11 protein-coding genes are annotated in these 13,458 nt (G+C 56.4%); 7 read left to right on the top strand and 4 right to left on the bottom strand.

The features are described 5' to 3' along the window. Positions 1–43: 43 nt before the first annotated feature. Positions 44–901 (bottom strand): deoxyribonuclease IV, encoded by an 858-nt coding sequence (gene nfo / locus AC2FAJ_RS07120; RefSeq protein ID WP_041909003.1) that lies wholly within the window; start codon positions 899–901, stop codon positions 44–46. A 64-nt stretch (positions 902–965) separates the two neighbouring features. Then, positions 966–2,012 (bottom strand): YeiH family protein, encoded by a 1,047-nt coding sequence (locus tag AC2FAJ_RS07115; protein WP_222566982.1) that lies wholly within the window; start codon positions 2,010–2,012, stop codon positions 966–968. A gap of 97 nt (positions 2,013–2,109) precedes the next feature. Here AC2FAJ_RS07115 and yieE point away from each other — a divergent pair, with 97 nt between their 5' ends. Both yieE and AC2FAJ_RS07105 read left to right on the top strand, forming a co-directional pair. Further along, positions 2,110–2,976 carry a DNA-binding transcriptional regulator YeiE gene (gene yieE, locus AC2FAJ_RS07110; protein WP_045629869.1) on the top strand — a complete coding sequence of 289 codons (867 nt, stop codon included), beginning with the start codon at positions 2,110–2,112 and terminating at the stop codon, positions 2,974–2,976. A gap of 158 nt (positions 2,977–3,134) precedes the next feature. Beyond that, positions 3,135–4,604, top strand: coding sequence for an amino acid permease (locus tag AC2FAJ_RS07105; protein ID WP_049000368.1), 1,470 nt, complete (start codon positions 3,135–3,137; stop codon positions 4,602–4,604). A gap of 54 nt (positions 4,605–4,658) precedes the next feature. Here AC2FAJ_RS07105 and AC2FAJ_RS07100 read toward each other — a convergent pair whose 3' ends face one another. Next, positions 4,659–6,644: a ligand-gated channel protein gene (locus tag AC2FAJ_RS07100; RefSeq protein WP_485453958.1), complete on the bottom strand. Its 1,986-nt coding sequence runs from the start codon at positions 6,642–6,644 to the stop codon at positions 4,659–4,661. 268 nt (positions 6,645–6,912) lie between these two features. Next, the gene (fghA, locus tag AC2FAJ_RS07095; protein ID WP_045629868.1) at positions 6,913–7,740 is read right to left on the bottom strand and encodes an S-formylglutathione hydrolase; all 828 of its coding nucleotides are present in this window, start codon (positions 7,738–7,740) and stop codon (positions 6,913–6,915) included. Positions 7,741–7,878: 138 nt separating this feature from the next. Between fghA and AC2FAJ_RS07090 the strand changes: the two genes are divergently transcribed. The 5 genes from AC2FAJ_RS07090 to mglB all read left to right on the top strand — a co-directional run bounded on the left by AC2FAJ_RS07090 (position 7,879) and on the right by mglB (position 13,445). Further along, positions 7,879–9,027, top strand: coding sequence for a YbfB/YjiJ family MFS transporter (locus AC2FAJ_RS07090; RefSeq protein WP_041909011.1), 1,149 nt, complete (start codon positions 7,879–7,881; stop codon positions 9,025–9,027). Between the two features lie 102 nt (positions 9,028–9,129). Then, the gene (folE, locus tag AC2FAJ_RS07085; RefSeq protein ID WP_047363083.1) at positions 9,130–9,798 is read left to right on the top strand and encodes a GTP cyclohydrolase I FolE; all 669 of its coding nucleotides are present in this window, start codon (positions 9,130–9,132) and stop codon (positions 9,796–9,798) included. Positions 9,799–9,816: 18 nt separating this feature from the next. After that, positions 9,817–10,974, top strand: coding sequence for a DUF418 domain-containing protein YeiB (yeiB, locus tag AC2FAJ_RS07080; protein ID WP_163332488.1), 1,158 nt, complete (start codon positions 9,817–9,819; stop codon positions 10,972–10,974). Positions 10,975–11,129: 155 nt separating this feature from the next. Then, positions 11,130–12,152 carry an HTH-type transcriptional regulator GalS gene (gene galS, locus AC2FAJ_RS07075; RefSeq protein ID WP_041909015.1) on the top strand — a complete coding sequence of 341 codons (1,023 nt, stop codon included), beginning with the start codon at positions 11,130–11,132 and terminating at the stop codon, positions 12,150–12,152. Positions 12,153–12,446: 294 nt separating this feature from the next. Continuing rightward, positions 12,447–13,445 carry a galactose/glucose ABC transporter substrate-binding protein MglB gene (gene mglB / locus AC2FAJ_RS07070; protein ID WP_008500923.1) on the top strand — a complete coding sequence of 333 codons (999 nt, stop codon included), beginning with the start codon at positions 12,447–12,449 and terminating at the stop codon, positions 13,443–13,445. Positions 13,446–13,458 lie beyond the last annotated feature (13 nt).

Genomic DNA, 13,458 nt, shown 5'->3' with positions numbered 1-13,458 from the left:
GTAAGCAATAAAAAAGCCGGGTGCTAATGCAACCCGGCTTTTTTTATGCCGCCTGTTCTGCGGTTTGCTGTGCCTTCAGCCAGGCAATCTCTTCCGCCCAGATATCCGGATTGATGGTTTCCAGCACCATCGGAATACCGTCGAAGCGGGCGTCCTGCATAATAAAGCGGAAGGCATCGTGACCGATATTGCCTTCGCCCAGGCTGTGGTGGCGGTCAACGCGGCTGCCGAACGCGCTTTTCGCATCGTTCAGGTGCATACCGCGAAGATATTTAAAGCCAACAACGCGCTCGAACTCCTCGAAAGTATTTTTCGTGGCCTCGGTTGTGCGCAGGTCATACCCGGCGGCAAACGCGTGGCAGGTATCAATGCACACGCCCACGCGAGACTTATCTTCCACGCCGTCAATGATTGCCGCCAGATGTTCAAACCTAAAGCCGAGGTTGCTGCCCTGACCAGCCGTGTTTTCAATCACTGCGGTGACGCCTTTGGTTTTATCCAGCGTCATGTTGATGGATTCGGCAATGCGCGCCAGACAGGCATCTTCATCAATCTGCATCAGATGACTACCCGGATGGAAGTTCAGCAGCGTCAGCCCGAGCTGTTCGCAGCGCTGCACTTCATCAAGGAACGCCTCGCGGGACTTATCCAGCGCTTCCTGCACCGGATGCCCGAGGTTAATCAGATAGCTGTCGTGAGGAAGGATCTGGCCCGGCCCGTAATGGTATTTTTCACAGGCGGCTTTGAAATCGTCAATGACCTCAGCGGTGAGCGGCGCGGCGCGCCACTGGCGCTGGTTTTTGGTGAACAGGGCGAAAGCGGTCGCCTCGATTTCGGCGGCGCGAATGGCGGCATTCGCCAGGCCACCTGCAGCGCTGACGTGCGCTCCAACGTATTTCATAAAAAAACTCCTGTTAACCCGAAACGCTTATGATAGCGGGTTAACAGGAGAAGGACGAGATGGTTTATGCCATCAGGCTGTGCACGGCGAGGTTAATCGCACCGCCGCCGACAATCAGCCAGATGAAGAGCACCAGCGCCATCAGCAGCGGCTTCGCACCGGCTTTTTTCAACGCGCTGACGTGCGTGGTCACCCCCAGCGCCGCCATCGCCATCGCCAGCAGCACCGTATCCAGCGTCACCAGCATCTCCACTACCGCTTTTGGCAGCAGGTGGAAGGAGTTAAAGATAGCGACCACGATGAACAGGATCGCAAACCACGGAATGGTGATTTTGCTCTTCTCGCTGCCGCCAGCCGGTGCCAGCTGTTTAACACGGGCCGCGAGGAAAATCAGGAACGGGGCCAGCATCATCACGCGCAGCATTTTGGCAATGACCGCTGCGTTTTCCGCTTCCGGGTTAATGGCGTGACCTGCCGCCACCACCTGGGCCACTTCGTGCATGGTTGAGCCAATATAGATGCCGTAGGTTTCCGGGCTAAACCAGTGCGCCACCAGCGGGTACATGGCCGGATACAGGAAGATCGCCAGCGTACCGAAGATAACCACCGTCGCGACCGCCACCGTCACTTTACTGGCTTCGGCTTTAACGACGGGTTCTGTTGCCAGCACTGCCGCCGCGCCGCAGATGCTGCTGCCTGCGCCGATTAACCAGCTGGTTTGCTTATCCAGGCCAAACACTTTCTGACCAATAAAGCACGCCAGTAAAAAGGTGCTGGTCAACGTCAGGACGTCAATGGCAATCCCGCTGACGCCCACGTCCGCAATCTGCGAAAAGGTGAGACGGAAGCCGTAAAGGATAATCCCGAGACGTAATAAATGCTGCTTGGCGAAAATCACGCCGCCGTCGCAGGATTTCCAGATGTGGGGGTAAATGGTGTTCCCGACCACCATGCCGAGCAAAATGGCCAGCGTTAACGCGCTGAACCCTGCACCGGCCACTGCCGGAATACTGCCGCCCCATAAGGCCACGCCGGTGACGACGGCGCTGAGCGCAAGGCCGGGCACGAAGTGCCACACTGTACGATGATGTTGTAAGGTGATTTCTGACATAACCTTCTCCTTTGTCTGGCTAAAGGTTACGGCGCGCTGGCTTAAAAATAAAATTGATTATATATTTATAATCAATCTTTATAAGTGGTAAGCAACCATGCACATTACATTGCGTCAGCTGGAAGTGTTTGCCGAGGTGCTGAAAAGCGGCTCGACGACCCAGGCGTCACAAATGCTGGCGCTCTCGCAGTCTGCCGTCAGCGCGGCGTTGACCGATCTCGAAGGCCAGCTGGGCGTCCAGCTGTTTGACAGGGTAGGGAAGCGACTGGTGGTCAACGAACATGGCCGCCTGCTTTACCCGCGCGCGCTGGCGCTGCTGGAGCAGGCTATTGAAATCGAGCAGCTGTTCCGCGAGGACAACGGCGCGATCCGCGTATTTGCCAGCAGCACCATCGGCAACTACATCCTGCCGGAAGTGATTGCCCGCTACCGCCGGGATTTCCCGACCCTGCCGCTTGAGATGAGCGTGGGTAACAGCCAGGACGTGATCAACGCGGTGATTGATTTCCGCGTGGATATCGGACTTATCGAAGGTCCTTGCCACAACGTCGATATCATTGCCGAGCCCTGGCTGGAGGATGAGCTGGTGGTGTTTGCGTCTCCGGCCTCGTCGTTATTGCAGGGCGAGGTGACGCTGGAGCGGCTGGCGCAGGCGCAGTGGATCCTCCGCGAGCAGGGTTCCGGCACGCGTGAGATTGTCGACTACCTGCTGCTGTCGCATCTGCCGCATTTCCAGCTGGGAATGGAGCTGGGAAACTCAGAGGCGATTAAGCACGCGGTGCGTCATGGCCTGGGCATCAGCTGTCTTTCCCGGCGGGTGATTGCCGAACAGCTGGAGACCGGATCGCTGGTGGAAATCCCCGTTCCGCTGCCAAAACTGGTGCGCACGCTGTGGTGCATCCACCATCGTCAGAAACACCTGTCCAGTTCGCTGCAGCGTTTTCTGCGCTACTGCGAGATGTAAAAGCGCCCCTCACCCCAAAGGGGAGAGGGAAAAATAATGCGTTACTTATAATCCTGGACGCGTCATGAAGCTCTCTTATAACAGGGTATTTCTGCCGGAAGGAACGCAGATCGTCTGCTACAATCGCGCCTCATTTATTAAATGGACAGCATTTTCACATGGTTTCAGAAACTAAAACCACAGAAGCGCCCACGCTACGTCGTGAACTCAAGGCGCGTCACCTGACGATGATCGCCATTGGCGGCTCTATCGGTACAGGTCTTTTCGTTGCCTCTGGCGCAACGATTTCGGCAGCCGGCCCGGGTGGGGCATTATTCTCTTATATCCTGATTGGCCTGATGGTTTATTTCCTGATGACCAGCCTGGGCGAACTGGCGGCATACATGCCGGTGTCAGGTTCGTTTTCGACCTACGGACAAAAATACGTTGAGGAAGGCTTCGGCTTCGCGCTGGGCTGGAACTACTGGTACAACTGGGCCGTCACCATCGCCGTGGACCTCGTCGCCGCGCAGCTGGTGATGACCTGGTGGTTCCCGGACACGCCGGGCTGGATCTGGAGCGCCCTGTTCCTCGCCGTCATCTTCCTGCTGAACTACATCTCCGTGCGCGGCTTTGGCGAAGCGGAATACTGGTTCTCTTTGATCAAAGTGGCCACCGTCATCATCTTTATCGTCGTCGGCGTGGCGATGATCGTGGGTATTTTCAAAGGGGCTGAACCTGCAGGCTGGAGCAACTGGACGATAGGCGATGCGCCGTTTGCCGGGGGCTTCTCGGCGATGATTGGCGTGGCGATGATTGTCGGCTTCTCCTTCCAGGGCACGGAGCTGATTGGTATCGCGGCCGGTGAATCCGAAAACCCGGAGAAGAACATTCCGCGCGCGGTGCGTCAGGTGTTCTGGCGTATCCTGCTGTTCTACGTGTTCGCTATTTTGATTATCAGCCTGATCATTCCGTATACCGATCCAAGCCTGCTGCGTAACGACGTGAAAGACATCAGCGTCAGCCCGTTCACCCTGGTCTTCCAGCACGCGGGCCTGCTCTCAGCGGCGGCGGTAATGAATGCGGTGATCCTGACGGCGGTGCTGTCGGCGGGTAACTCCGGCATGTACGCCTCCACCCGTATGCTTTATACCCTGGCCTGCGACGGCAAAGCGCCGCGCATTTTCTCGAAACTGTCCCGCGGCGGCGTACCGCGCAACGCGCTGTATGCCACCACGGTGATTGCCGGCCTGTGCTTCCTGACCTCCATGTTCGGCAACCAGACGGTGTACCTGTGGCTGCTTAACACCTCCGGGATGACGGGCTTTATCGCCTGGCTGGGCATTGCCATCAGCCACTACCGTTTCCGTCGCGGCTACGTCATGCAGGGTCATGACCTGAATAACCTGCCGTACCGTTCAGGGTTCTTTCCGCTGGGGCCGATTTTCGCCTTCGTTCTGTGCCTGATCATTACTCTGGGTCAGAACTATGAGGCCTTCCTTGCGGACACCATTGACTGGGGTGCCGTCACGGCGACCTACATTGGTATTCCGCTGTTCCTGGTCATCTGGTTTGGCTACAAACTGACGAAAGGTACCCGCTTCGTTCGCTACAGTGAAATGGATTTCCCGGAACGATTTAAACAATAACCGCGCTTCCTCTCTTTCAGCCCGCTCAACCGAGCGGGCTTTTTTATGGGCAGCTCAGAAGCTGTAGGTCATGCCAACCGTATAGCGACGCCCGTCCAGCACGGTGTCATACGTGTCGTAGTCAATCTGCTTATCCAGCACGTTATACACACCGGCGGTAACCAGCAGGTTTTTGTTCGCGTTGTAGCGCAGACCGACATCAACCTGAGTGTAGGACGGTGTGCCCTGGGACATTGACGTGCGGCTCAGGTACTCAGACGTTTTACCGCGAAGGTTCAGACGGCTCCAGAAACCTACGTCGGGCGTCGCCTGCCAGTCCAGGGTAGTGTTGAACATGTGCTTCGGCATCTTGTTCAGCGGCTTGCCTGAGAACTGACCGCTCTTCTGCTCAGATTCGGTATAGGTATAGTTTGCGGTCCAGTTTACATCGCGCGAGATTTTCCAGCCGAAGGAGGACTCCACGCCGCGCATGTTGGCTTTGTCCACGTTAACGCGGTCGCTCACAAAATCATAGCTGTGATCGCCAATCGTACAGGCGGGATCGGCGCTGCTGTTACAGCGGCGAACTTCCGTAATCTTGTCCTTGAAGTCGGTATTAAACAGCGTCACGCCGGCATTCAGGTTATCGTTGTTATCCCAGAGCAGGGCGAGCTCTTCGCTCAGGCTCTTCTCTGGTTTCAGATCCGGGTTGCCAACGATGATACCGTCAAGACGGCCGCCACCCGTTACCTGGCCCCAACTGGCAGACGACTGCCGCAGATCCGGCGCACGATAGCCAGCCGAAACCCCGCCTTTCAACGTCCAGTGATCGGCCAGGTGCCATACGCCGTAACCGCGCGGCGTCCAGTTCGTCCCGTAGTTTTGGTCTTTGTCCATACGCAGGCCGCCGGTCAATGTAAAGCTTTCCGTCATTGACCATTCATCTTCGGCAAACAGGGCCCAGCTCCAGCGCGTCAGTTTGTTCAGGCCGTCCGCAGCTTCCAGCTGATTGCCCTCGTCGCGCAGTTTCTCATACCGATACTGCCCGCCGAGGGTCAACGTATGATCGCCGAGGAAAATCTGGTTCTGGTTGTTGAAGGTGGTGTTATACGAGCGCATTTTGCGACCTGGATTATTGGTCTCTTCCTGCTGGATATAGCTGGTGGTATTGAAGTCGTCGTAATACCCGCTGTGGGTTAAGGAGTAAGTTGTGTGCTCATAGCGTGAGTCGCTTTTAGTATTTGGCTTACAGGTCGTTCCCCGGCAGGTTTCAGCCGCTTTCGACATCCCTGGCGTGCTGTTTCTGTCCTGAATCTCGCGAGCAAAATCAAGATCGAAATCGTTTTTCTCATCCGGGGTGAAGTTCAGGGTAATGCCACCGTTACGCATTTTCTGCTCGTTATACCCGTTCACGATTTTATCTTCGGCGCGGCGTGACAACAGCCCCGTCACTTTTGCGCCAAGCAGACCGTCAATCAGGGGACCAGAAGCGTAGGCGTTGGTCTGGAAGATATCGCCGGAATCATGGTTTTCCTGGAAGGTTGCATCGCCGTGCAACGAACCGGTCCAGGCTTTAGTGTTTGAGACTTTTTTGGTAATGACGTTGATGACGCCACCCATCGCATCGGAGCCGTAAAGTGAGGACATCGGGCCGCGGATAACCTCAATGCGCTCAATGGACTCCAGCGGCGGCAGCCAGCCTTGTTCAATACCCGAGTTGTCGCTGTTTGGGCGGGTGCTTCGCGTACTGACGCGTTTGCCGTTCACGAGGAACAAGGTGTACTGAGATGCCATGCCGCGAATGCTGATATCACTGCTACTCCCGCCGCCGGTGACGACCACGCCCGGGACGTCTCTCAGGGCATCGGTAACATCACGGTAGGCTTTATCTTCAATCTGCTGTTTCGAAATAACAGAGATGGAGGCGGGGGCATTCTGGATCTTTTGTTCAAAACCCGTCGCGGTGACGACAACGGTGTCCTGATCGGCTGCGTGAACGAGAGGGGTGAATGTGGCAGCGCCAACGGCGACGGCCAGGAGCTTAATGCGGGGTATTGTCATTTGTACATTCCGTATAAAAATGAATAAAACTCCATCGGGATAACCCTGAGAACTGTATGTTTTTGTCTTTTAAGAACTCTTTAAGATGGAGAAGAGCCTGGAATTGTACAAAAGAATGTAGAATTGTAAACACAAATGATAATTGAAATCATTTGTGTTTGAAGGGAGTGAGAGGAAACCAGCCTGGATTCAAGCGGATAGAACTATGTAAATGAGGGGGAGGGGAAAGGCCCGGTATGCAGGAGGCTACCGGGCAAAAAGGCTGAACTTACCTGAACAGATGCTCCGCATGGAAGCGAAGATGATCCTCGATAAAGGACGCCATAAAGTAATAGCTGTGGTCATACCCGGGCTGAATGCGCAGCGTCAGCGGCCAATCCTTCTGGCGAGCCGCTTCAGCCAGAACCGCAGGCTGTAACTGTCCGGCGAGGAACTGATCCGCATCACCCTGGTCGATAAGCATCGGAATCGCATCTTCCGTCCGGCTTGCCAGCATCAGCGCGCAGCTGTCCCATTCCTGCCATTTCTCTTCATCTTTACCCAGATAGTTTGTGAAAGCTTTTTGTCCCCACGGCACCTGCGTTGGGTTCACAATCGGCGCGAACGCAGAGACGCTGGTGTATTTCCCCGGGTTTTTCAGCGCCATGATTAACGCCCCGTGCCCGCCCATGGAGTGCCCGCTGATGGCGCAGCGGTCGCGCACCGTAAATTCGGCCTTAATCAGCGCAGGCAGCTCGTCGCGAATGTAGTCATACATGCGGTAATGGCTCGCCCACGGCTGCTCGGTGGCGTTGAGATAAAATCCGGCACCTTTGCCCAGGTCGTACCCGGCATCGTCCGCCACATCATCGCCGCGCGGGCTGGTGTCGGGCATCACCAGCGCAATGCCCAGCTCGGCCGCAATACGCTGCGCGCCCGCTTTGGTAGTGAAGTTTTCGTCATTACACGTCAGGCCTGAAAGCCAGAACAGAACCGGCGGATTTTCCGTCGGGGGCAGGAAAATGCTGAACGTCATGGCGCAGTTCAGCGTGGTGGAGTCGTGCCGCCAGCGCTGCTGTCGACCTTCAAAACAACGGTGCTCTTCGAGCAGTTCCATGCAGGGCTCCTTAATGAGAATAGCTATTCATTAGAGCCATAATACAGCGTTTTCATTTACCTGTGAGCAACTTTCACTTTCGCGGAGCGGCGAGATGCTGCATCATAAATTTACTTTTCTTTAACAATTGGAGCAGTCATGGCGCTGCGTATTGCGCTTAGTGGGTTTGTCGTTCTGGTGGTGGCGATGGGGATAGGGCGCTTCGCCTTTACGCCTCAGGTGCCGCTGATGATTGCCGCCGGGCAACTCACGCTCACCAGCGCAGGTCTGGTGGCGGCGATGAATTATCTGGGCTATCTGGTGGGCGCATGGGATGCCATGCGGGCGCACCGCTTTGTTGAAACGCGACTCTGGCTTGGCATCACCGGTGCGGTTGCGTTGACCCTGCTCTCCGCTGCCGCGGATAACGCCGTTGTGCACGGCCTGCTGCGCTTTGTGATTGGCTGCATGAGCGGCTGGTCAATGGTGCTGATTGCCGCCTGGAGCAACGAGCGGCTGGGGCAGTTGGGTAAACCGGGGCTCAGCGCCGCCGTGTTTGCCGGTCCTGGCGCGGGCATCGCCCTGAGCGGCCTGCTCGCGGTCTATATTCAGGCGAAATCCCTTTCGGCCGGTGCGGCGTGGCAAATCTACGGCGTGCTGGCGCTGGTATTGGTCGCGCTGGTGGCGCGCTATCTGCCGCGTTCCGGACAGCTTCATCGACCCGGCAGCGCGCCAGAGCCGCTGGTACTGACGACGGATCTCAAGCGCCTGGTCTGGAGCTACAGCCTGGCGGGATTTGGCTATATCCTTCCGGCGACCTTCCTTTCGCAAATGGCGGCGGTGCGTTTTCCCGGCAGCCTGTTTGCCCAGTTTGTCTGGCCGATTTTTGGTGCCGCGGCCGTGGTGGGGATTGCGCTCAGCATTCTTTTGCGCCACACCTCAACGGCTAACCGCAGGCTGGCGATAGTGCTGTGGTTACAGGGGGCGGGCGTGCTGGCAGCCTGGCTGCTGCCGGGCATTGGCGGTTTGCTGACGGGCGGGCTGCTGGTGGGCGGCGGGTTCCTCTGCGCGGTGCAGCTCTCTCTTTTATACGGCCGCGAACTGGCACCGAACCACACGCGCTATATGGCGGGGCTGCTCACCACCGGGTATGCCATCGGGCAATTGGTGGGGCCGGTAACCTCGGCGTTATCAACCTGGCTAACCCACCGGCTGGAGCCTGCGCTGGGGCTGGCTGGCGTTGCGCTGTTTGTCGCGGGTGCCCTGGTCTGGAATCGCCACGCTGAAAGGCAACAGCAATTGCAATAATTATCGTCGTGAATACTGGATTATGTGCGTCGCCTCACGCACAATGAGCGCATACTTTTGCCACAACGAGGGCGAAAGACGCCACACCTGCAGGAGAACAAAATGTCATCACTCAGTAAAGAAGCTGCCCTGGTCCACGAAGCCCTGCTCGCGCGCGGTCTTGAAACGCCACTGCGTCCGCCCGTTCAGGATATGGACAATGAAACCCGTAAAAGATTGATTTCCGGGCATATGACCGAGATCATGCAACTGCTGAATCTCGATCTGAGCGATGACAGCCTGATGGAGACGCCCAAGCGTATCGCTAAAATGTACGTTGACGAAATTTTCTCCGGACTGGATTACGCCAACTTCCCGAAAATTACCGTCATCGAAAACAAGATGAAGGTGGATGAGATGGTGACGGTCCGTGATATTACGCTGACCAGCACCTGCGAGCACCATTTCGTGACCATCGACGGTAAAGCGACCGTGGCGTATATCCCGAAAGACACGGTGATTGGCCTGTCGAAGATCAACCGTATTGTGCAGTTCTTCGCGCAGCGCCCTCAGGTGCAGGAGCGTCTGACGCAGCAGATCCTGATCGCGCTGCAAACGCTGCTGGGTACCAATAACGTGGCGGTCTCAATTGATGCGGTGCACTACTGCGTGAAAGCGCGCGGCGTGCGTGATGCGACCAGTGCGACCACCACCACCTCGCTGGGCGGCCTGTTTAAATCGAGCCAGAACACCCGCCAGGAGTTCCTGCGCGCCGTGCGTCACCACAACTAATCAGACAGGGCAGGGACCATGGAGCGAAACGTCACGCTCGATTTTGTTCGCGGCGTCGCCATTCTGGGTATCCTGCTGCTGAATATCAGCGCCTTCGGTCTGCCGAAGGCCGCTTACCTCAATCCCGCCTGGTACGGCGACATCACCCGAAGCGATGCCTGGACGTGGGCGATCCTCGACCTGTTTGCTCAGGTTAAATTCCTCACGCTGTTTGCGCTGCTGTTTGGCGCGGGCCTGCAGCTTCTGCTCAAACGTGGCACGCGCTGGATCCAGTCGCGCTTAACGCTGCTGGCAATTCTCGGCTTTATCCACGGCCTGTTCTTCTGGGATGGTGATATTCTTCTCGCTTATGGGTTAGTCGGGCTGATCTGCTGGCGGCTGATTCGCGACGCGCACAGCGTGAAAAGCCTGTTTAACACCGGCGTGATGCTCTATCTCATGGGACTCGGCGTCCTGCTTTTGCTGGGGCTGATCTCCGGTGACGCGACAAACCGTTCCTGGATCCCGGACGCCGCTAACCTCCAGTACGAGCAGTACTGGAAGCTGAAGGGCGGTACGGAAGCGATAAGCAACCGTGCGGATATGCTGGGCGACAATCTGCTTGCCCTGGGGGCGCAATACGGCTGGCAGCTGGCGGGCATGATGCTGATGGGCGCGTCACTGATGCGCACCGGCTGGCTGAAAGGGGAATTCAGCCTGCGGCACTACCGCCGCACCGGCGCGGGGCTGGTCCTGCTGGGCGTGCTGATTAACCTTCCGGCGGTAATGGCGCAGTGGCACCTTCACTGGGATTACCGCTGGTGCGCGTTCCTGCTGCAGGCGCCGCGTGAATTGAGCGCGCCGTTCCAGACCATCGGCTATGCGGCGCTGATCTATGGTTTCTGGCCGCAGCTTTCTCGCCTGTGGATCGTCAGCGCCGTAGCCTGCGTTGGGCGGATGGCGTTAAGTAATTACCTCCTGCAGACGCTGGTCTGCACCACGCTTTTCTATCGCTTTGGCCTGTTTATGAAATTCGACCGCCTCGGACTGCTGGCGTTTGTTATTCCGGTCTGGATACTAAATCTGGCGTTTTCTGTCATCTGGCTGCGTTATTTCCGCCAGGGACCGCTGGAGTGGGTGTGGCGTCAGTTAACCGCACATGCTTCAGGGGTATCATTGAGTAATACATCCAGATAACGATCTGGATCACAATCATTAACAAAACGGATGTAAGCGTTTTCATGAGTGTGACCTTCTTCACGTAGTCCCCTTTCTCTCGCTGCCAAAATAGCCACCTTGCTAAACACAGGGGGTGTCTGTGAGTTGCTGCAATTCTTTGAAGGATGGTGAATATGATCACCATTCGTGACGTCGCCCGTCTGGCGGGCGTTTCTGTGGCTACCGTCTCCCGCGTGCTGAACAACAGCGCGCTGGTCAGCCCTGAAACCCGTGAAACCGTAATGAAAGCCGTGACCCAGCTCGGGTACCGGCCAAATGCCAACGCGCAGGCGCTGGCAACACAGGTCAGCGATACCATCGGTGTGGTGGTAATGGATGTCTCGGACGCCTTTTTCGGTGCGCTGGTGAAAGCGGTCGATGTGGTCGCCCAGCAGCATCAGAAATACGTGCTGATTGGCAACAGCTATCACGAGGCGGAAAAGGAGCGCTATGCCATTGAAGTGCTGATCCGCCAGCGCTGCAACGCCCTGATTGTTCACTCAAAAGCCTTAAGCGATGAAGAGCTGGCCGGGTTTATGGAGCAGATCCCGGGCATGGTGTTAATCAACCGCATCGTCCCGGGCTATGCCCACCGCTGTGTCGGGCTGGATAACGTCAGCGGCGCCATGATGGCCACAAAAATGCTCATCAATAACGGCCATCAGCGGATCGGCTATCTGGCCTCCAGCCATCACATTGAAGATGACGAGCTGCGGCGTGAGGGGTGGCAAAACGCCCTGAAAGAGCACGGTATTACGCCATCAGAAAGCTGGATTGGCACCGGCACGCCGGATATGCAGGGCGGTGAGGCGGCAATGGTGGAACTGCTGGGCCGCAATCTGCAGCTTTCTGCGGTGTTTGCCTATAACGACAGCATGGCGGCAGGCGCGCTGACTGCGCTGAAGGACAACGGCATTGCGGTGCCACAGCATTTGTCATTGATTGGTTTCGATGATATTCCGATTGCCCGTTACACCGACCCGCAGCTGACAACGGTACGCTATCCCATTGCTTCTATGGCAAAACTGGCGACCGAGCTGGCGCTACAGGGAGCGGCAGGGCTGCTGGATCCGGGGGCAACTCACTGCTTCATGCCGACGCTGGTGCGTCGTCATTCCGTCGCCGCCCGGCAAATTGTGGTTCCGATCACTAACTGATTACACCAGGTGATGTAACCGTTTTCAATCTGTGAGTAAATTCACAGTATCTTAACAAGGCGCTGACTATGATGTCAGCGTTTTAGGGGCTGAAACGCTATGTAACGGTGATTATTCGCTTTCACCATAGCCTATGTGCCGCAAACAACGAATAAAACGCATTTCTGGAGCGTTACCGACCACGGAAGATAGAAATTTTATAAGTGAACGTCGGCTGTCAGTAACGTTTTATTAACACCTGCCTGCCGATCGTTATTCACAAGAACTACCCTGCATAAAAAAACCGGAGATACCATGAATAAGAAGGTGTTGACCCTGTCTGCTGTAATGGCAAGCATGCTTTTTGGTGCAGCAGCGCACGCTGCGGATACCCGTATTGGTGTGACCATCTATAAATACGACGACAACTTCATGTCTGTTGTGCGTAAAGCAATTGAGAAAGATGCGAAAGCAGCGCCAGACGTACAGCTGCTGATGAATGACTCCCAGAACGACCAGTCCAAACAGAACGATCAGATCGACGTTCTGCTGGCTAAAGGCGTTAAGGCCCTGGCGATCAACCTGGTTGACCCGGCTGCAGCAGGCACGGTTATTGAGAAAGCGCGCGGCCAGAACGTGCCAATCGTCTTCTTCAACAAAGAACCTTCCCGTAAAGCGCTGGACAGCTATGACAAAGCCTATTACGTCGGTACTGACTCTAAAGAGTCCGGCATTATTCAGGGCGATCTGATCGCGAAGCACTGGGCGGCGAACCCGAACTGGGACCTGAACAAAGACGGTCAGATCCAGTTCGTGCTGCTGAAAGGCGAACCTGGCCACCCGGATGCTGAAGCGCGTACCACCTATGTTATCAAAGAGCTGAACGACAAGGGCCTGAAAACCCAGCAGCTGGCGTTAGATACCGCGATGTGGGACACCGCTCAGGCGAAAGATAAGATGGACGCGTGGCTGTCTGGCCCGAACGCGAACAAAATCGAAGTGGTCATTGCCAACAACGATGCGATGGCAATGGGTGCGGTTGAAGCGCTGAAAGCCCACAATAAATCGTCCATCCCGGTATTTGGCGTGGATGCCCTGCCGGAAGCGCTGGCGCTGGTTAAATCTGGCGCGATGGCCGGTACCGTTCTGAACGATGCCAATAACCAGGCGAAAGCGACCTTCGATCTGGCGAAAAACCTCGCCGACGGTAAAGGCGCGGCGGATGGCACCAACTGGAAAATTGACAACAAAATCGTTCGCGTGCCTTACGTGGGCGTAGACCAGTCCAACCTGGCTGAGTTTATCGGTAAATAAGATCTTCGTTTTG

The organism is Enterobacter cloacae complex sp. 385G4, assembly GCF_057320665.1.
Note: the sequence above shows the minus strand (reverse complement) of the source record. Positions and strands in the feature narration are given on the sequence as shown.

Bases quoted from the DNA above. Each gene is read 5' to 3' on its own strand.
- fghA (WP_045629868.1), bottom strand. From the start codon at position 7,740: ATGGAACTGCTCGAAGAGCACCGTTGTTTTGAAGGTCGACAGCAGCGC.
- AC2FAJ_RS07090 (WP_041909011.1), top strand. From the start codon at position 7,879: ATGGCGCTGCGTATTGCGCTTAGTGGGTTTGTCGTTCTGGTGGTGGCG.
- folE (WP_047363083.1), top strand. From the start codon at position 9,130: ATGTCATCACTCAGTAAAGAAGCTGCCCTGGTCCACGAAGCCCTGCTC.
- galS (WP_041909015.1), top strand. From the start codon at position 11,130: ATGATCACCATTCGTGACGTCGCCCGTCTGGCGGGCGTTTCTGTGGCT.
- AC2FAJ_RS07115 (WP_222566982.1), bottom strand. From the start codon at position 2,012: ATGTCAGAAATCACCTTACAACATCATCGTACAGTGTGGCACTTCGTG.
- yeiB (WP_163332488.1), top strand. From the start codon at position 9,817: ATGGAGCGAAACGTCACGCTCGATTTTGTTCGCGGCGTCGCCATTCTG.
- yieE (WP_045629869.1), top strand. From the start codon at position 2,110: ATGCACATTACATTGCGTCAGCTGGAAGTGTTTGCCGAGGTGCTGAAA.
- nfo (WP_041909003.1), bottom strand. From the start codon at position 901: ATGAAATACGTTGGAGCGCACGTCAGCGCTGCAGGTGGCCTGGCGAAT.
- AC2FAJ_RS07105 (WP_049000368.1), top strand. From the start codon at position 3,135: ATGGTTTCAGAAACTAAAACCACAGAAGCGCCCACGCTACGTCGTGAA.
- AC2FAJ_RS07100 (WP_485453958.1), bottom strand. From the start codon at position 6,644: ATGACAATACCCCGCATTAAGCTCCTGGCCGTCGCCGTTGGCGCTGCC.
- mglB (WP_008500923.1), top strand. From the start codon at position 12,447: ATGAATAAGAAGGTGTTGACCCTGTCTGCTGTAATGGCAAGCATGCTT.